An 18763-nucleotide genomic window follows, 5' to 3' on the forward strand; every position below is an offset into this window, starting at 1 on the left:
GAAGCTGAGCGGTCCGTACGCACGACAGAACCGCGCGTACGGACCGCCGGTCCCGCCCACCGGGGCCGGTCCCGCCCACGGGCCCACCGAACCCACCGTCCCCCCGCTACCCATCCCACCCGGCTCATCAGGCCCACCCTCCCGTCCGCCCCGCGCGGGCCCGCCCTCCCCCCTCCCGGCACCGCGCACGAAGGAGCACCCCTCATGCCCACCCGCAGCCCCCGTTCGGTCGTCACCTTCCCCATCGTGCTGCGCGAGCTGACCGTGCTCCGCGCGCAGAACGTCACTTCCGGCATGCGCCGCCTGACCCTCGGCGGCCCGCAGCTCGGCGCTTTCGTCAAAGACGGCCTGGAGCTGCCGGCCCTGCGCACGGAGGGCTTCGACGACCACGTGAAGTTCTTCCTCGCGGACGAGAGCGGGCGCCTCGTCCTGCCCCGGCAGCAGGTGAGCAGTCTGGACTGGCCCGAGGACGAGCGGCCGGTGGCGAAGGACTACACGCCGGTTCGGTACGACCCGGAGGGCGGTGAGATCGACTTCGACTTCGTGCGCCACGACGGCGGTGTCGCCTCGACGTGGGCCGAGAACGTGGTGCCGGGTGACAGCGCGTGGATCGCGGGCCCGAAGATGTCCCACAGCCACCCCGCGGGCGCCGACTGGATCCTGGTGGTCGGTGACGAGACCGCGCTGCCCGCGATCGGCCGCTGGCTGGCGGAGATGCCCAAGGGTACAAAGGCGCGTGTCTTCGTCGAGATCGGAGAGGACTGCCACCGCCAGGAGCTGCCGACCGACGCGGACGCCGAGATCGTCTGGCTCTCCCGGAACGGCGCCCCGGCCGGCAGCACCGACCTTCTGGAGCGGGCCGTCCGGGCTGCCGAATGGCTGCCCGGTACCGTCTTCGCGTGGGTCGCGGGCGAGGCCGTCATTCTCAAGGGGATCCGCCGTCTGCTCGTCAACGAGCGGCAGGTGCCCCGCGAGCAGACCCACATCACGGGGTACTGGCGCCGCACGGCGCCCCCCGTCCCCGCCGAGGAAGTGCGGACCGGCAACGTCTCCGCCGTGGTGGAGGAGGACGAGGACGACGCCCACGAGCGCCTGCACGCCCTGACCGATCTGGCCCCTCCGTACGCCATCCGGACGGCCGTGACCCTCGGGGTCTTCGACCTGGTCGACCGTGGCGTCCGGCATGCGGCGGAGCTGGCGCGCAGCGCCGGCGCCGATCCCGTCACGCTCACGGTCCTGCTGGACTACCTCGTGGGCATCGAGCTGCTGGCCACCGACGGTGAGGGCCACTACAGCCTCACCCGTATCAGCGAGGAGCTGGTGGAGGACGACCATTCGGCGGACGAGTACCACCTCGAGGGCGCCGAGGCCGCGCTCGACGCCTCCCTCTCGGGACTCCTGCACACCGTCCGCACGGGACGGGCGGGCTACCGTACGCACGCCGGCCGCACGCTGACCGAGGAGATGGCGAGGGAGTCCAGGCTCGCCGACACGGCCCGCGCCGCGATCGAGGACGAGGCCCGCTGGATCGCCCCCGGGGTGCTCCGCGCGCACGACTGGGCGGCCGTGACCGAACTGACCGCGACGGGCCACGGGGCGGCCACGGTCGTGGAGACCCTGGTGAAGGAGTTCCCGAGGCTGCGGGCGCGGATCATCGCGCTGCCCTCGGTGCTGCGTGTCCTGCGTACGGCGATCATCGACGAGGACCTGCTGCCCAGGATCGACCTGATCCCCGGCTCCGGCCCCGTACCGGCCGGCACGCGCACGCTCCTGATGTCGCGCGAGCTGGAATGGCAGGCCGACGAGGACGCGGAACACACCCTGGCCGAGGCAGCCTCCGCCCTGGCACCCGACGGCACGCTGCTCCTGGTGGAACAGGTCGCGACCCACGATCCGGAGGACACGGAGGCACTCCTGCACCACCTGCGCCTCAAGTGCGCGTTCGGCTCCGGCGTCCGCGACGAGGCACACCTCACGACCCTGGCGGAGCGCGCGGGCCTGACGCTCCTCGGCGTCAAGGACATCGGCTGGGACCACCGCCTGTGGACCTTCACCCCCACGACGCCGGACGCGGAGGAGAGGCGGGCGGGCACGACCCGGTAGGACGAGAAGTGTCGGACCGTTCGAACGGGCTTGGCTGGGTTGGCTGTTCAGCGGCCTGATGCAGCCTGATTGCGGACGGCGGTGGGGCGCCCTGCGGCGCGCGGGTGGTTCGGCCGGGCGCCATCAGGCCTCCGCAGCCGGGATGTGAGGAAGGAGGAGGTGGGCGGGCTGGTCGGGGCCCCAGTACAGGGTGCAGCGGCCCTGGGTGCGGGTCCGGTAGGAGGCGGGGAACTGTCCGGTGAACGGGTTGCGTGCGGACCCACCGGCCGGCCACGACGAGCCGGAGCTGGTCTCCCGCGCGGAAGAGGGTCGAAGAGGCTCCGAGCGCGATGTCGACGGGGACGATGTCTCCGGCGGTGACGGGCTCGCGTACCAGGCAGGCGGGTACGGGCTCGAAGGGGCGGGAGCGGTCGGTGTCGAGTGCGCGCAGCGCGAGGTTCTGCCATCCGGTGGCGACGCGGTCGCGGCCGTAGCCGTAGGACCCTTCGAAGGGGACGAACCTGCCTCCGCTCCACTTCTCGACGCCCACGACGAGGTCCATGTCATCGGTGTCGTGGAGTTCGACGTACAGGCGCAGCGCCATGGGGCCGGTGAGTTCGGTGTCCCTCGTGAGGGTCCAGCCGAAGCGGACACCGCTTCGCCGGACGCCGAACGTGAATGATCCCGGCGCGGTGGGCGGGGCGGCGGCAAGGCCGCGGTCGGTGAGGTACCGGGGCGTCCACTCAGTACGCTCCAACGGCCAGGACTGCTCCTCGCGCACCTCCACGACGTGGTCGGCGCGGTCGCGGATCTCCAGCCGCACGCGGGGCAGCGCCGCCACGTCCCGCCCCTTCAGATGGCGTTCGAAGAAACGTAGCTGGGCCGTCCGAGCCTCTTGGTCGTAGAAGACGGCCCATTTGCCGCCGCGGTGGGTGTAGAGGTGCCGCTCGGTGGAGCCGATCCGTTCGAAGCCGTTGAACGATCCGCGGCTGTGGAGGTTGTTGTCGGAGAAGCTGCCGCAGACCAGCGTGGGGACCTCGATCGCGGACAGGTCGGGATCCAGGGACCGGTACCAGTCGTCGATGACCGGCCGGCGGGCGCTCTCCCGGCGGAACGAGTAGGCCTGCCGAACTTTCTTCAGGCCGAGGTCCCAGATTCTGAGGAATCCGTTCTCCTGGACGCCGCCGGGGCGTGCCAGCCCCCGGTACGCGTCGGTGAACCCTTCCCACGGCGCGATCGCCTTCAACGACGGCGGCCGGGTGGACGCGGCCCGCCACTGGGTGAGCGCGAGGTAGGACACCCCCAGCATCCCCACCGCGCCGCTGCTCCACGGCTGGGCTCCGGCCCACTCGATCAGGTCGTGGACGTCTTGGCCCTCCTGGGCCGACAGCAGCGCTCCGGTGCCCTGCGAGGTGCCCGCTCCTCGTAGGTCGCAGTTCACCACGGCGTAGCCCTGTCCGACCCACCACACCGGGTCAGGTCCTTCCCAGGTCGTGAGGGAGGAGAAGACCAGGGGGCCGGTCTGGCGCATGATCCGGTAGCGGAACGACAGCTTGGGACGGCCGGAGGCCGTGAGCGCGGGCAGGTCGTCCTTCCCGTACGGGTGCGCGAAGAGGATCACCGGTACGGGGGCGGCGTCCGGGGGCCGGTGGACGTTGACGCGCAGCACGGTCCCGTCGCGGGTGACGACGGGGAGGTCGTTCTCGACGTGCACCTTGCCGGGTTCCGGGCGGTACACGGAGATGTCCGGCCGCAGCATGCCGGAGAGGCGGGTGAGGGCGTACCTGCCCCGCCCCGGTCTGCTCCAGGGCCGGTCGTGCCGGGCCTGGTCGTCGCTGCGGTTGTTGTTCATCAGACCGGCTCCCGTACCCCGAGTCAGCGATCTGCCCCCACCCCAAAACCATGGCAAGGCGGGAAGGCGTCGGCAACTCAGAGCGGCTGAGCAGGAAAATCCGGGAATGGGCCATGGGCCATGCCCGCAGCCGGCCCGGGTCTGCGCCGACGGTGCCGGGCGCCCGACATCGTTACCCGGCCGCACATGCTCCGTGCCACCGCGGCGACGGAGTGGATCAGGGTGGGGTTCCCCGGGACGTGGTCCGGGACCTGCTCGGACACGAGTGGCCCGGCTCGCTCAAGCCCTCTCCAGGGCGACCTCGATGCCGGTGACGTTGAGCGTGTCCGAGTCTCGGTGCAGGCCAGGGGAGGAGGCTCCGTCCGATGTCGGTGCGGGGCCACTGCGCCGGTCGCGAAGCCGCCCGGGTGCCGCCGTCGCTCGGTAGGCGCCCCCTACTCGTGGGCTGGGCCGTTGTGTCGTGTTACTTGTCGAGGGCGCCGACCGCGTGGGCGATGACGAGGAGGGAGGTGATGAGGGCGGCGATGCTCTCGACGGCCATCAGGGCTTTGGCCCGGGTGGAGAGCGGCATGGTGTCGGTGGGGCTGAAGGCGGTGGAGTTGGTGACCGAGACGTACAGGTAGTCCATGAGAGTGGGGACCCAGTCGCTGGTGTGGGAGGACCCGTCGGCGACCTCCTCGATGGTGTCGACGTTCTCGTCCTGGGAGAACCGGAAGTCCGCCAGTGGCAGTTCGGAGCGTTCGGCCTGGGTGCGGACCACGGGGCCTCCTCGGTCGAGCTCCCAGAAAGCCAGGCCGAATACGATGATGCCGGTGGCCCAGACCTGGAGCGCGGCGAGCAGCAGGGGGCCGCCCTGCTGGGCTCTGGCGGTGACGAGGGCGTGCACGAGCAGGCCGAGCGAGACCAGGTTGCTGATGCCGATCAGGGCGACCAGGGTCAGCGACACGATCCGGGAGAAGCGGTTCTGCCGGGTCATGCGACGCGGGTTGATCGCGATCAGCGGGATGAGTAGCAGCACCTCCAGCGCCGGCAGGATGAAGCGGGGTACGAACAGGAGCCGTTCCGGCAACGCGAGGTAGAGCAGGATCGCGGTCAGTGTGGCGAGGACCGCGGGCAGCCGGGGCTCGCCGCGGCGTTCGTGGCGCGGGAGGCGTTCGTGTGCCCTCACCCGGTGGTCGGGTGTCTTCCTGCCTGAGTCCATGAAACCTCTCCCAAAGCGGCGCGGCTGTCGCCAGCGGATTCCCCGACCCGGCGACGCCCACGCCCCCCAGGAGTCGGCAGAGCTCCCACAAGCGGACTTCTCATGGCTGCACCCATCACCCGTTACGACATACGGCCGCCGACCTTCCCGCAAGCCGGCGAACGAGCGGGAACGGCCGGTACGCGCGAGCCACCGAGCAGCACCATGCCGATCGTCCACAACAGCCGCCGGCACTGAGCAGTCGGCCGTCACTCCGCCTCTCCCCGCAATCTCGATGCAGCCGGCTTCGCCGCTCCCGGCGGCCGGGGCTCACCCCGGGCTGGAGGATCGCGCCGAACTGCAACTACTGGACCAGCGGTCGAGGGATCATCGATCACCCGAGCCGTGGGCATGCCGGCACTGCTCGGATGCACGAATCCGAGTGAGGAGGGATGGTGTTCGATCGCGCCAGAACTTCGCTGAGGCGTCGGGGCCTGGCTCCGCTGATCCCGGCGACGATGCCCGATCCGACGAAATTCGGCGAGCAGTCGCCGCTGGGCCGCCCCGCCCAGCCGGCCGAGATGGCACCGGCCTTCGCCTCTCTCGCCGCTGAGCAGGCCTCCTACATCACAGGGGAGGTCCTCAACGCGACCGGAGGAACACCCCTTACCTGACCCGGCACGCGCGCCACACCGACTGTGCAGAGCGCACCATCCTAGTACGTCCCGACGTGACCGAATGTGACCGGCTGCGAAACGCTTCAGGGGCAAGCGCTCGGTTCGCCGGAGGCGGGAAGGGCGGTCGTCGCATAGCGTCGACGCAGGCGCGTACGGACTGACACTCCGACGGACACGACCGCGTCCGGACAGGCCTGCGGGCGTGCCGAGCAGCGACCCGGCCGGTCGGGCCCGTACCGCGCGGCGGACGCTCGGGCGCGCGTCGGCAAAGACCCCGTGCTGAGGAGGAAGACCGGTGGACCAGAACCTGCCGGAGCACACGTCCACCGTGGCGCTGCGCATCAACGGAACGGACCGCTCGCTCACCCTGGACCACCGCACGACCCTGCTGGACGCGCTGCGGGACCACCTCGACCTCACAGGCACCAAAAAGGGCTGCGACCACGGGCAGTGCGGCGCCTGCACCGTCCTCCTCGACGACCGACGCGTGAACAGCTGTCTCATGTTCGCCGTCATGTGCGCGGGCCGCTCCGTCACCACCGTCGAGGGCTTCACAGACGGCGAACGCCTCCATCCGGTCCAGGAAGCGTTCGTCGCCCGGGACGCCCTGCAGTGCGGCTACTGCACACCGGGCCAGATCTGCTCCGCCGTCGCCCTGTTGGACGAGGCGGCACGCGGCGAACCATCGCACGTGACCCCGGTGGCACAACGGCCGGGCGAGCCGGTCGCCCTTACGCCGGACGAGATCCGGGAACGCATGAGCGGAAACATCTGCCGCTGCGGCGCCTACCCGAACATCGTGGCCGCGATCGAGGAGGCCGCACGGTGAAGCCCTTCGCATACGTGCGCCCTGAACGCACCGAAGAGGCCATCGCGTACCTCGCGGCCCACCCCGACGCCCGATTCCTGGCGGGCGGTACCAACCTCGTGGACCTGATGAAACTGGGCGTCACCGACCCCCCGCTGCTCGTCGACCTCGGCGCCTTGCCCCTCGACGGCGTCGCGCAGACCCCCGACGGCGGACTGCTGATCGGGGCGACCGCGCGCAACAGCGACGTCGCCGCCCACCCCGACGTGCGCACGCGCTACCCCGTCTTGTCCCAGGCCCTCCTGGCAGGCGCCTCGCCCCAGCTCCGCAATGCGGCCACCACCGGAGGCAATCTCCTTCAGCGCACCCGCTGCCCCTACTTCCAGGACACATCCACGCCGTGCAACAAGCGTCTGCCCGGTTCCGGCTGCCCCGCCCGTGAGGGCATCCACCGGGACCTCGCGGTCCTCGGCCACTCCACCCACTGTGTCGCCACACACCCCTCGGACATGGCCGTCGCCCTCGCCGCCCTCGACGCGGAGGTCCGGCTGCGCGGGGCAGACGGCGAACGGACGGTGCCCGTCGAAGCGTTCCACCGGCTGCCCGACGACCGCCCGGACCTGGACACCGTCGCCGCGCCCGGCGAACTCATCACGGGCGTGACGCTCCCCGCGCCACCGGCCGGCGCGCTCAGCACCTACCGCAAAGCCCGCGACCGCACCTCCTACGCCTTCGCACTCGTCTCCGCAGCCCTCGTCCTCACGGTGGAGGACGGGCAGGTGGGGTACGCCGCCCTCGCTTTCGGCGGTCTCGCCCACAAGCCCTGGCGGGCGCGCGCGGCCGAGGAGGTACTACGAGGCGCGCCGGCCACCACCGACACCTTCCAGCGGGCAGCCGACGCAGAACTCGCCGCCGCCGAGCCCCTCCGCGACAACGGCTTCAAGGTGCGGCTGGCCCGCAACCTCGCTGTGAGCCTGCTGGGTGACCTCGCGTCCCGCGCCGCCGCGGCCGCCCCGTGACCACCGCCACACGCCCGCCCCCTCGGCCACCCCGCCTGACGCCCTGCCCGGCCTCGCCTGCCCGCCGAACGTCCACCGCGCACACCCAGGCCGTACGCCGACAGGAGGAGGCACCACATCATGACCCGCAATGAGTCCCCGACCGCGCAGCCTGCGGGGCCCGTCAGGCGTGACGCCCGCCAGAAAGTGACGGGCGAGGCCCGCTATGCCGTCGACCGGACACCGGCCGGCTGCCTCCACGCCTGCCCGGTGCCCGCCGCAGTCGCCCGCGGGCAGGTCACCGCCGTCCACGCCGACGAGATCCTGCAGCGCCCCGGCGTGCACGCCGTCCTGACCCACGAGAACGCCCCGCGCCTCGGCGACGCCGACGACCCGACGCTCGCGCTGCTCCAGGAGGACCGGGTCCCCCACCGGGGCTGGTACGTCGCCGTCGTGGTCGCGGACACGCCCGAGAACGCCCGCGCCGGCGCTGACGCACTGCGGATCGATTATGCGCCGAGCGAGCACGATGTCCGGCTGACCGCCGACCACCCGCGTCTGTACACGCCCGAAAAGGCCAACGGCGGCCATCCGGCCGTCCGCGAGCGCGGTGACTTCGACACCACCTTCGCCGCGTCCCCGGTCCGCATCGACGCCACCTACACCATGGGCGCGCTGCACAACCATCCGATGGAGCCCCACGCCTCCACAGCCTGGTGGGACGACGACGGCCTGACTGTGTACGACTCCAGCCAGGGCGCGACGACCGTACGGGACGTCCTTTCCCGCCTGTTCCAGCTGCCCCGGCAGAAGGTCACCGTCGTCTCCGCCTACGTGGGCGGCGGCTTTGGTTCCAAGGGCACCCCCAGGCCGCCGGTCGTCCTCGCGGCGATGGCCGCCCGGTACACCGGCCGGCCCGTCCGGCTCGTCCTGCCCCGCCGCCACCTGCCCGCCGCCGTGGGGCACCGCGCGCCCACCATCCAGCGCGTCCGCATCGGCGCCGCCGCCGACGGAACGATCGCGGCCCTCGCCCACGACGTGGTCACCCAGACGTCCACGGTGAAGGAGTTCGTGGAGCAGGCCGCCGTCCCGGCCCGCACCATGTACACCTCTCCCCACAGCCGTACCACCCACCGGGTGGTCGCCCTGGACGTGCCCACCCCGTCGTGGATGCGCGCCCCCGGCGAGGCATCCGGGATGTACGCCCTCGAAGCGGCCATGGACGAACTCGCCGAGGCGACCGGCGTCGACCCGGTGAAGCTCCGGCTGCGCAACGAACCCGACAGCGAGCCCGACAGCGGCAAACCGTTCAGCAGCCGGGGCCTCGCCGCCTGCCTGAGGGACGGCGCACGCCGGTTCCGCTGGGCGGACCGGGACCCGCGCCCCGGCGTCCGGCGGGAGGGGAACGTGCTGACCGGAACGGGGGTCGCGGCCGCCACCTACCCCGTACTCCTGAGCCCGTCCCGCGCCTCCGCCCACGCCGCCCCGGACGGGCGCTTCGTCATCCGCGTCAACGCCACCGACATCGGCACCGGCGCGCGGACCGTCCTCACCCAGATCGCCGCCGACGCCCTCGGCACCCCGCTCGACTCTGTGGACATCGAACTCGGCAACAGCCGACTGCCCGACGCCTCCGTCGCCGGCGGCTCCTCCGGGACCGCGTCCTGGGGCTGGGCCGTACACAAGGCCTGTGCCGCGCTGCGAGCGACCCTGGCCGCCGACCCCGGTCGTCCGCTGCCGCCCGAGGGCCTCACGGTCGCGGCGGACACGGATGAGGAAGCGGGGCGGACGTCCCCGTACGCGCGCCACGCCTTCGGCGCCCATTTCGCGGAGGCCCGCGTCGACACCATCACCGGCGAGGTCCGGGTGACCCGGCTCCTCGGCGTCTATGCCGTGGGCCAGGTCCTCAACCCGCGCACCGCCCGTTCCCAGTTCATCGGCGGCATGACGATGGGGCTCGGGATGGCGCTCACCGAACACAGCACCATGGACCTCGCCTTCGGCGACTTCCGCGAACACGACCTGGCCTCCTACCACGTCCCTGTCTGCGCCGACGTGCCGGACATCGAGGCACACTGGGTGGACGAGCACGATCCTCACCTCAACCCGATGGGCAGCAAGGGCATCGGAGAGATCGGCATCGTCGGTACGGCGGCGGCGATCGCCAACGCCGTCCACCACGCATGCGGCGCCCGCATCCGAGCGCTCCCCCTGACGCCGGACCGCCTCCTCCCGCTGCTCACCGCCTAGGCAGTTTCGTTTGGATCAAGGTGGGGGTGAGTGATGGCGGCGGTTCTCAGGTGGCACTCTGGAGCGATGCGATCTGGAACCGACAGCACCGAGAACGGCCTTCGGCATCTGCTCAATGAGTGGGATCCGATCGGCGTCGCTGACGATGTGCAGGACGAGTACGACTGCATGCTCGCCCCTCTTCTGCAGCGGCTTCGGGGCGGCAGCGACCAGGCGGAGGTCGGTGAGTTCCTGCGGCATGAGCTGGAAGATCACTTCGGTCTCACCCCTCTTCCGTCAGAGCCGGAAGCGATAGCTGCGCGGGTGGTGTCCTGGTGGACAGGTGTCGGCAAGGCCGATGGCACCAGCTGCGTGTAGTCGCTCCCTCCGGATCGTCTGCTCGTTGTCCGGGTGTGCCGTTGACTGACGCGCAGTGGGCGCGGATCGAGCCGCTGCTTCCGGACCGGACACCGAAGCGGGGTGGCCGGTGGCGGGACCACCGAGAGGTGATCGACGCCATCGCCTGGAAGTTTCAGACCGGGGCACAGTGGGTGCAGCTGCCGGAGAAGAACGGCAACTGGCGCGGCGTCTGCAACCGGCTGCGGATGTGGTCCGCCGATGGCACGTGGGAGCGGGTGTTCACCGTGCTTGTGGCACAGGCGGAAGCCGACGAGGAGCTGAACTGGGTCGTCTCGGTGGACTCCACGATCGTGCGAGCCCATCAGCACGCGGCTGGAGCTCGCAAAAAGGGGCCCCAGCCGGCGAGCCGGACGGCCATGCCACCGGCCGGTCCCGCGGCGGGCTGGCCACGAAGACATCTCATGTCGCTGGGGGTCAATTCGATGGGTGGCGGCGTCACGTCCAGTCCCAGCGGTCGGAGGTAATCCGCCTGGCATGTCGGAGCCGCCCGATAACATCGCCGCGCGTCATAAGGCGGACACCAGAGAGGACCGAACATGCAGGTCGCCGGCGTTGAGTTTCGGGTGAATCATCCAGTTCTGGCGCTGGGGTCGACCGACTGGCTGCCAGTGTTGGAGCTGGAAGGCGAGGCCGCGGTCGGGTGCGACACTCATGTGGCGGTCCGGGTTCAGGCTCAGGTGCAACTCATCAAGGTCCGGCTCTTCACCGAGCCGCTCGACGAGGGGCCAGGGCCGGATCCTTCCTTCACGACCGTCTTCGAGGGGCCGGTCTCATTGGCTGACGGACGCCTGGTCATCGGTGATGTCATGGGTGTGACGCGCTTCGTGAGCCTCATCGGTGAAGCGGGCAGGCGGCGGCTCCGTGTCGCCGTCGACGAACCCGGCTGGAACGCGGCCACAGTCGACATCTCCGTGGGCCCGAAGCTCTAGGCAGCGAGCGCGACAGTTGCAGCGAAGGCCCGTTCGGAGTCGTAGAGCGTGCGGTTCTGCAGGCAGTGGTAGAGGCAGCCGAGGAGCTTGTTGAACAGGTTCCGCAGGGCGGCGGTGTGGCGTTCGCCGGTGGAACGTCGGCTGTCGTAGTGCTTGCGGGGATCGTGCGAGCGAAGGGCTGCGAAGGCCCACATGTAGCAGGCGGAAGCCAGCCTCTAATTCTTGACGGCCCTGGCGACCACGACGCGGCTGCGGCCCTGAGGCCCGGGTCACCGGGGCGGCGCCTGCGTATGCCTTCAAGGCCCGGGCGTCGGCGAATCTCTCCCGGTCGTCACCGACTTCGGCGAGGACGCGGGCTCCGGACATCACCGACAGGCCTGGGAAGCTGGTGATGATCTCTGAGTCGGGGTGGGAGAGAAACGCATCCTCGGTGGCCGTCGCGAGGTCGTCGACGCTTCGGCAGGTGGCTTCGAGCTGCTGGATCAGGGCCTGGGCTTGCTTGCCCATGGCCTGCTCGACCTGCGGCAGCTGGTGCAGCACTCCCTGTGGAAGATCTCCCGGAGCTGTTCGATCTCGGCGTCGGTCCCTCGCCGTAGCCGGCCGGCGCGATTGAGCAGAGCACGCAGTTGGCTGCGGGTGAGCCGGGCCGCTGCCGCAGGGGTAGGTGCTGCGGCCAGGACCGCGCGGGCGTGCTTGGAGTCGAGGCCCAGCGTGCCGGAGCCGTGAAACGCCTGGAGAGCGGCCGGGTAGTACTCGCGCAGGTGGGAGCGGAGTCTGTTGACCATCTGGGTCTTGTCCCAGACCGCGTCCTGATGAGCGCGGGCCAGGACGGCGACGGCCTGGACGAGTTCGCTGTCAGAGGGCAGCGGCCGGTGGGTGGCCATGTCGGTGCGGAGGATGTTGGCCAGGACACGGGCGTCGGCCGCGTCCGACTTGGCACGGGCGACGCTGCTGCGGTCCCGGTAACGCGCGGCGGCCAGCTGATTGATCGCGTAGACCCTCCGCCCGGTGGCCCGCAGGCCGCGCGGAATCTCGATCGCCACCGGTATGGGCTCCTGCGGACTGTCGCCGTGGCGGGTCAGCAGCTCCAGCAAGGCGTTGAAGCCGGCGCTGTCGTCACTGATCCTCAGCTTCGCGAGTTGGGTGCCGTCCTGATCGACCAGCGCGATGTCGTGGTGGTTCTCGGCCCAGTCGACGGGACGCCAAGATGGAGGAAGCCCGATGAGCCGACCTCGAAGCGGGACCGGCGCTACCACCAACCGCTGTACCGTCGCCCCTTGCGACGACCCCGGCCTGAGCTTCACCCAGCGCTTCATGGTCGTTCGTCGTAGCTGGACGAGAACAGGGCCGACCTGGGTAGCTGCTCCTACGTCCACGAGTCGAGCGACTGGTGGGTGTGCGACGGCTCGATGTGCCGGTGCGACGGCGCTGCGGGGCCGGTGTGCGTGCGTGCGGCGAGGCGAGCGTGCCGTCCCGCTCGCCGTACCGGGGGCCAAGTACCCACGGGTTTTTTGAGCGTGTTCAAATGGGTTGTGGGGCGGCGAACCCGCTGCCGAATCCGGGGGAGAAGTGCGTGGACACGCAGGTCGACATGAAGAGGGCACGAGGGATGCGGAAGGGTGGCTTCGCCGCTGGGCTTGTCGCCCTGGTGACGGTTCTCGTATCGGGGTGTATAGGTCTGGGTCCGGTTCATGTCGATCCAGATCACCTGCCCGGGGTGTACCGCAATGACGACACGGGTGCGGAGATCCGCTTGGACGCGGGCGGTCGGTTCTCCGCCGTCGGCTTCTCCCAGGGCGATGTGGAGATCGACGGGGGCGCCGCCCCCCTCGACGACTTCGGCGGCACCTGGGATCCCGCCCCCTCGAACTTTGCATATCTGGAACCCGAACCCGACGGGATGAGCGACATCCAGCTCTGGACGGTGAGTTCGCAGAAGGTGTACCTACAGCCGGATGTGGACGGGCCGATCACCTTGATACTGGTCAAGGTCAAGGAGTCCTGAGTCCGTGGTCGACGAACTGTCTTCCAGCTGACGGACGCCGTGCGGTTCGAGGTGGAGAACGACCCCGCCCTGCGCGGCGCCGAGGTCACCGCATTCGGTCACAGTGTCCTGGACCTGACCCTGCCTGGCCAGATCACGAGTCGCCCCAGAGGCAGCCCAACCCGCTCATCGGCAGGGCGTCTGGACCGTACGTCCGCCACCACCCCGACGTGTGACCGAGCGCAGGTCTCGTCGGGGCGCGCGGTGTCTCGCACGCTCCCAATGTGCTTTTGGAATATGCCGACTCTGCTGCGAGGGGCTGCTGCACTGTCCCATCGTGGGCTCGGTGGGCTCGAAGGGGCGCCGCCTCCACCTGCGAGGAGGGGATGTGCGATGGGCTGGCAGCGCGAGGGGTTCGAGGCGCTCGACGGCACCGGCTGCTGATACTTCGGTCACGACCCGTCTTCAGCGGCCGAACGTGCCGGTGACACCGTCCGGCTGACTCTCGACGCCCACGCGAAGGCCGGCAGCCCGGTGATCGACCTGCCTGTGGACCAGGTGCGCGCGCTCGTCACCGGTGCCCAGGCGGACTTGCGGGACTTCCACAGCCTCGCCGGAACCTGGGCCGAACAACACCTGCCGATACACGCCGCCGCTGTCACGGCCGCCTTGGCCCGGGCACTGGACCTGGCATCGGAGAGGTCGGCATCGTCGGTACGGCGGCGGCGATCGCCAACGCCGTCCACCACGCATGCGGCGTCCGCATCCGAGCCCTCCCCCTGACGCCGGACCGCCCCCTCCCGCTGCTCACCGCCAGGGCGCCCACCCCCTAGGCTTCCGAGCCCGAACTCCTGTTCAGATATGAGGCGAGGCGCTGATGCGAGCGGGGCCCCGCCGGGCTCTGGCAAGGCCTCCGAGAGAGGTGAGAGGTCAGTCGGGTTGAGGAACAGACAGCGGGCAGACGAGGGCGACCGCACGACGTGGCGCTCTTGCTGAGCGGCTCCCCGGCCGCCCGACGCCGCTACCGTGCCGGGCAAGACTGCTGCCCGATGGCGCAGTCAGCATGCGGCTCCACCGGGGCACGAGCCGAGCGCCGGTGCGGATGCGGGGTACCGCGGCCCCACGCACGATAGCCCTACGACACCGTCGAGAAAGGGTTTCGCCATGCCCCGAGGATCCAGCCCGAAGCGCGAGCGGCAGTACGAGCACATCAAGGAGTCCGGCGAGAAGCGAGGCATGTCAGAGGGCAGGGCGGAGGAGATGGCCTCCCGGACCGTGAACAAGGAACGGGCCCGGTCCGGCGAGACGAAGACCTCCAGTCGCAGCTCGACTCAAGGGAAGTCCGCCTCCCAGCGCGGCGGACAGAAGTCAGGCGGTTCCGCCGAACGTACGAAGGACGAGCTGTACGAGGAAGCGAAGGAGCGCGGTATCGACGGCCGATCGACGATGACCAAGCAGCAGCTGAAGAACGCGCTCGGCCACTGACCCGCCACGGCGCCTGCGGGCTGCTCCTTGCCCGGCCTCCGCGAGCCCGCAGAGGTGTTTGAAGTCGTACGCAGCGGACATCCGCCTCGATGCGCCGCGGTTCCGCACAAGCGGAGGGAGACCGAGGCCGCGCAGGCAGCCTTTCACGCGACCCGCCGCGGCGCACCACTCGGCCCGCCTCCCGGCGCCACCGGAAGCGGTTCGGCACGTCACCGACGTATCCGGCATCTCTGGTTCAAGCCGCGCAGCGGTGCACGATCTCACACGCGCATGCGCGCGTGGCGTGGGCTCCCTCCGCCTCGCACTCGCCGCCCCGGCCTGCCCCGGGACGCGGGCGCCGAGCTGCCGGGAGGCTGCCCGACGAGTACGTCCCCGCATGAACCGACCCGCAGCGGGCAGCGGCGCACCGTGGCACGCGGGCGCGACGGCCGAGCCCGCGACCGGGGCCCCCACCCCGGTGAGGGAGGCGATCATGAGTGTTCCGCTGCCCCACAACGTCGACGACCTCAAGACCATGATCGGGCGGGAGGTCACCTCCCTGCGCGCCGTGGTGCGCCGGACCGCGGAGCGGCCCGTGCCCGCCCCGCCGGGCACGGACGTCACCGCCCCGGTACACGCCCTGGCCGAGGTCCCGGTCGCCGAGAGCACCGCTCCCTGCCTGTGCGGCACGCACGACCGGGACGCCACCGGCCTGTGCTCCGCGCTCGACGCCATCCCCGCATCGGCCGCCCTGCTGGAGCCGCTCCTCGACGACAGCGGGGCCGTACGAGATTTCCGCATCGTCGCGGGCAACCGGACGCGGTCCGCCGAATGGCTGGAGGCTCCGGACCGCCAGGTGGGGCAGCGATTCCTGGAGGCCCGCCCCGGAGCGGCACAGAGCGGCCTCCTGTCCGCGCTCGCCGACCTCGTCGAGAACGGCGGCACGCTGGAGGGCCGCGTGGTCGACTACACCGAGCAGCGGCTCGGCAGGCTGCACCGGACCCCCTTGCTCTACTCGGCCGCGCTCTGCGGGGAGCAGCTGCTCGCCACCTGGCGGCCCGTACGGAGCCAGACCGAGCTGCTGACGATCGACGCGCAGTACCTGGCCTCGCTCGGTTGGGGCAACTGGGACCTCCTCTCCGGCAAGGTGACCTGGTCGGAGGGGCTCAGCCGGATCTTCCACGCGGAGATCGGCATGCCCTGGCCGCTGGAGCAGCTCTGCGACGCCCTGGTCGCGGACGACCTCACCGCGTTCTCCGAGTTCATCACCTCGGTCCTGGCCGGCGAGGAACCCGCCTGGACCCGCATCCGGTTCCTGGTCCTGGGCGAGGTCCGCACCCTTGACCTCCTCGGTCGCCCCGTCGCCGGCACCGACGGCCGCGCCTGGGCCGTGAACCTGGTCGCCCGGGACCTCACGCCGCAGATGCGGAGCCGACGGCGGCTGGCGGAGACGGAGCGCGAGTCGGATCGGCTCCGCCGCGAGGCCCAGGCCGAACGCCGCGTCGCGGACGCCCTTCGCGAGGCCCTGTTGCCGACGCTCTCGGAGGCCTTGGCCGCCGTCGGGCTCACCGTGGCCGCCTCCTACCGGCCTGCCGAGCCCGACGCCGCCGTCGGAGGCGACTGGTACAAGTGCAGGCTGCTCCCCGACGGCCGGGTGCTGGTCGCCATCGGTGACGCCGCCGGGCACGGACTCGACGCGGTGGCGCGCATGGCGCAGCAGCGCCACGCCCTGGCCGGGCTGGCCCAGACCGGCGCGACCGCCGGGGAGATCACGACCTGGCTGAACGAACTCGTCTGCAGCGATCCCGCCGGGCAGACCGCCACGGTGGTCGCCGGTCACATCGACGAGGACCGCACCCTGCACTGGGCGGACGCCGGGCACCCGGCGCCGCTCCTGCTGCGCGACGGCCTGGCGGAGCCTCTCGACGCGGGGCAGCGGGGCCCGCTGCTCGGCGCCCTTCCCGGCTACGGGTACGACACCTCCCGCACTCCGCTCAGACAGGGCGACACACTCCTGCTGTACACGGACGGCATGGTGGAGCACCGGGGCGAGGACGTGACGAAGGGCATCGAGCGTCTCGCGATCGCCATGGGCCATTCCTCCGAACTGGCACCCCGCGAGCTGATCGACATGCTCCTGGCGGACCCCGAGCAGGCCGGCCCGGACGACGACGCGTGCATGCTCGCGATACGCGTGGACTGACTGCCATCCGGCACCACCCCGACGTGCGACCGAGCACAGGTCTGGTCGGGGGCGCGCGGCGGCGCGCGTGCTCCCAATGCGCTGATCGAATATGCCGACTCCGCTGCTGAGGCCCGCTCCGCTGTCCCACCGTGGAGAGGCGGCCCCGAAGGGGCGCCGCCTCCGCAGACGTCGAGGGGATGCTGCATGAGTTGGCGGCGTCAGGGCTTCGAGGACGCACGAGGGCGAGGCCGGGGTACTCCTGGCGGACGGCGCCGAGCCGCGCCCGGTGTGCGTGCGGGTGGCGCGGCGAGTGCACCGTCCCGCTTGACTGGGAAGAGGTCCGAAGCGTCGGCAGCGATGTGTACGACGTCTGCGCGGGGGAGGAGGAGTGGGAGGCGCGCACGGACGGCGTCGCCGCGCGCGCTCCCGCGCCGGACGACGTCGCAGGTCTGCTGCTGACCTTGCGTGAACGCCTGGACGCCGTTGGCCGACGATGAGAGCCGGTCGTGGTGCTGAGGGCGGCCGAGAGCCTGGGGGGCGATCGTCGCCGGACTCGCGCCGATCGCCGCCGGGTACATCAGGGCGACGCAGTCCCGCTGTCCCGCCTCGCCGAGGCCCTCGGCCCGACGGAGAAGCCTGCCGGATCCCGCCTGGCGCACTCCACGTGCCTGAGCGGCTGAACGACGGTGAACGGTGCGGCCCCCGCCGGCGCGTGCGCTCTATGATCACGGCGGTCATCGACAGGGGGCATGCATCGTTCCGCACGGGCCGCTCGCCGCTCTGATGCCCGAGGGCTCAAAGCAGTCTGGCCTTGTGCGGGTTGGTGTGGGAGGGTCGCAGGACACCAGCCTGGTCTGGTAGGAGACCCCGAACCGCCCGCGCAGGCTCTCTGCGGAGGGTCGGGATGCGGTTCGGGTGGTCTTACTGGTCTGTGCGTGACCCCACGTCACGCTCCTGGCACCCCCCATCGGGGTGCGTTGGGCTCGACCCCTGAAGAGAGGGGCGAACCATGAGCGATCTCAACCTCACCACCCACGAAGACTCCCAGTGCACGGTCATCACCGTGGCCGGAGAGCTGGATCTCACGTCCTGCCCCGCACTGGAAGACGCCACATGCCTCGCCCTGGCCGACGGATCGTCGCTGCGACTCGACATGACCGGGGTGACCTTCATGGATTCCTCCGGACTCAACCTTCTTCTGGCCCTGCGCCGCCGCCTGATCGCTGACGGCAACCGGCTCGAACTCACGGGTGTGGGAGAAGCACCGATGAGGGTGCTGACGCTGACCGGCGCGGATACTCTGCTCCTGCCCGCCGGCACGGTTGCTCCGAGGCAGGAGCTGGACCCGGCCGCCTGAGTCCCGAGGGCGTCACGGCCGGTCCGTCGAGACCACCCCGCCGGATGGTCGTTGATCAGCCGTGCAGGACCACGCTCGATGACGCCGCTTTCCTCCAGGTCCGTGCCGCGTGTGCTGGGCCTCCGGCCCGGCCGCCGCCCTGGACGCCTCACTGGAGCCTGTCCACGCCGCTGTTCGCCGGCACCTCGAAGCCGTTCACCCCGGCGTATCGGACGGCGCGTTCGCCATCGAGCCGGCCCGCGCAGTTCCTGGCTGGGACGGCAGCGAGTCCCCGCACGAGTGGTACACCCGCTCCTGCCCGCCCGCGCGGTGAACCCTTCCCGCTTCAGCCTCGACGTGAAACAGGCCCGTGGTGCCGGTGAGCTCCAGAAGGTGGCGCACGTGGGGCGGCAGGGGACCGGCCAAGACCAGTCGGACGGGGCCCTCCTGGGCGTGCAGGAGACTGTCGACCAGGGTGACGTCGCCGAACGTGATCGAGGCCAGTCGGCCCGCACGCAGGTGGCGCCGCCGGCGATCGCGTCCGAGAGGGCCTGGCGCAGACAGGTGACGCTTTCGGTGTCGACTCTCCGGTGGCCTGGAGGGGCGCGGTCCCGTCGGG

Annotated in this window: 13 protein-coding genes and 2 pseudogenes; 12 read left to right on the top strand and 3 right to left on the bottom strand. The window is 71.0% G+C overall.

Annotated elements, in window-relative coordinates; translation table 11 throughout:
• The first annotated feature begins 204 nt into the window (after window positions 1-204).
• Window positions 205-2103, top strand: a complete 1899-nt coding sequence (locus ACFYXU_RS23055; RefSeq protein WP_389459599.1) for an SIP domain-containing protein — start codon at window positions 205-207, stop codon at window positions 2101-2103.
• Here ACFYXU_RS23055 and ACFYXU_RS23060 read toward each other — a convergent pair.
• Both ACFYXU_RS23060 and ACFYXU_RS23065 read right to left on the bottom strand, forming a co-directional pair.
• Entirely contained in the window at window positions 2051-3934 is a 1884-nt protein-coding gene (locus ACFYXU_RS23060) for a CocE/NonD family hydrolase (protein ID WP_389459602.1), read from the bottom strand. The two genes, ACFYXU_RS23055 and ACFYXU_RS23060, sit on opposite strands and share 53 nt — an antisense overlap.
• A 463-nt stretch (window positions 3935-4397) precedes the next feature.
• A complete protein-coding gene (locus ACFYXU_RS23065; protein WP_389459605.1) occupies window positions 4398-5135 on the bottom strand; it encodes a hypothetical protein in 738 nt (245 codons plus the stop codon).
• Between the two features lie 479 nt (window positions 5136-5614).
• Between ACFYXU_RS23065 and ACFYXU_RS23070 the strand changes: the two are divergent.
• The 7 genes and pseudogenes from ACFYXU_RS23070 to ACFYXU_RS23100 form a co-directional block, all read left to right on the top strand.
• A pseudogene (locus tag ACFYXU_RS23070) lies at window positions 5615-5788 on the top strand (SDR family oxidoreductase); the annotation flags it as partial.
• Between the two features lie 298 nt (window positions 5789-6086).
• A complete protein-coding gene (locus ACFYXU_RS23075) occupies window positions 6087-6620 on the top strand; it encodes a 2Fe-2S iron-sulfur cluster-binding protein (RefSeq protein WP_384561244.1) in 534 nt (177 codons plus the stop codon).
• Window positions 6617-7618 (top strand): FAD binding domain-containing protein, encoded by a 1002-nt coding sequence (locus ACFYXU_RS23080; RefSeq protein WP_389459608.1) that lies wholly within the window; start codon window positions 6617-6619, stop codon window positions 7616-7618. The genes ACFYXU_RS23075 and ACFYXU_RS23080 overlap by 4 nt, the downstream gene beginning before the upstream one ends.
• A gap of 120 nt (window positions 7619-7738) precedes the next feature.
• Window positions 7739-9847 carry a xanthine dehydrogenase family protein molybdopterin-binding subunit gene (locus ACFYXU_RS23085; RefSeq protein ID WP_389459610.1) on the top strand — a complete coding sequence of 703 codons (2109 nt, stop codon included), beginning with the start codon at window positions 7739-7741 and terminating at the stop codon, window positions 9845-9847.
• 66 nt (window positions 9848-9913) lie between these two features.
• Window positions 9914-10204 carry a hypothetical protein gene (locus ACFYXU_RS23090; protein ID WP_389459612.1) on the top strand — a complete coding sequence of 97 codons (291 nt, stop codon included), beginning with the start codon at window positions 9914-9916 and terminating at the stop codon, window positions 10202-10204.
• A gap of 35 nt (window positions 10205-10239) precedes the next feature.
• Window positions 10240-10710: an IS5 family transposase gene (locus ACFYXU_RS23095; protein ID WP_389459615.1), complete on the top strand. Its 471-nt coding sequence runs from the start codon at window positions 10240-10242 to the stop codon at window positions 10708-10710.
• A gap of 72 nt (window positions 10711-10782) precedes the next feature.
• The gene (locus ACFYXU_RS23100) at window positions 10783-11175 is read left to right on the top strand and encodes a hypothetical protein (protein ID WP_389459617.1); all 393 of its coding nucleotides are present in this window, start codon (window positions 10783-10785) and stop codon (window positions 11173-11175) included.
• Here ACFYXU_RS23100 and ACFYXU_RS23105 read toward each other — a convergent pair.
• Window positions 11172-12398, bottom strand: a pseudogene (locus ACFYXU_RS23105) (IS110 family transposase). The gene ACFYXU_RS23100 and the pseudogene ACFYXU_RS23105 overlap by 4 nt on opposite strands.
• 350 nt (window positions 12399-12748) lie before the next feature.
• On the opposite strand from ACFYXU_RS23105, the gene ACFYXU_RS23110 reads away from it, so the two are divergent.
• From ACFYXU_RS23110 to ACFYXU_RS23125, 4 genes are all read left to right on the top strand, one after another.
• Window positions 12749-13180 (top strand): hypothetical protein, encoded by a 432-nt coding sequence (locus ACFYXU_RS23110; RefSeq protein WP_389459620.1) that lies wholly within the window; start codon window positions 12749-12751, stop codon window positions 13178-13180.
• Window positions 13181-14323: 1143 nt separating this feature from the next.
• Window positions 14324-14644, top strand: a complete 321-nt coding sequence (locus ACFYXU_RS23115; RefSeq protein ID WP_389459623.1) for a plasmid stabilization protein — start codon at window positions 14324-14326, stop codon at window positions 14642-14644.
• Between the two features lie 472 nt (window positions 14645-15116).
• Window positions 15117-16826, top strand: coding sequence for a PP2C family protein-serine/threonine phosphatase (locus ACFYXU_RS23120; protein WP_389459625.1), 1710 nt, complete (start codon window positions 15117-15119; stop codon window positions 16824-16826).
• 991 nt (window positions 16827-17817) lie between these two features.
• Complete coding sequence (locus ACFYXU_RS23125; protein WP_384561219.1) at window positions 17818-18165, top strand: STAS domain-containing protein; 348 nt, start codon at window positions 17818-17820, stop codon at window positions 18163-18165.
• The last annotated feature ends 598 nt before the right edge of the window (window positions 18166-18763 follow it).

It is taken from the genome of Streptomyces sp. NPDC002232 (assembly GCF_042890295.1).
Taxonomy (GTDB): Bacteria; Actinomycetota; Actinomycetes; order Streptomycetales; family Streptomycetaceae; genus Streptomyces.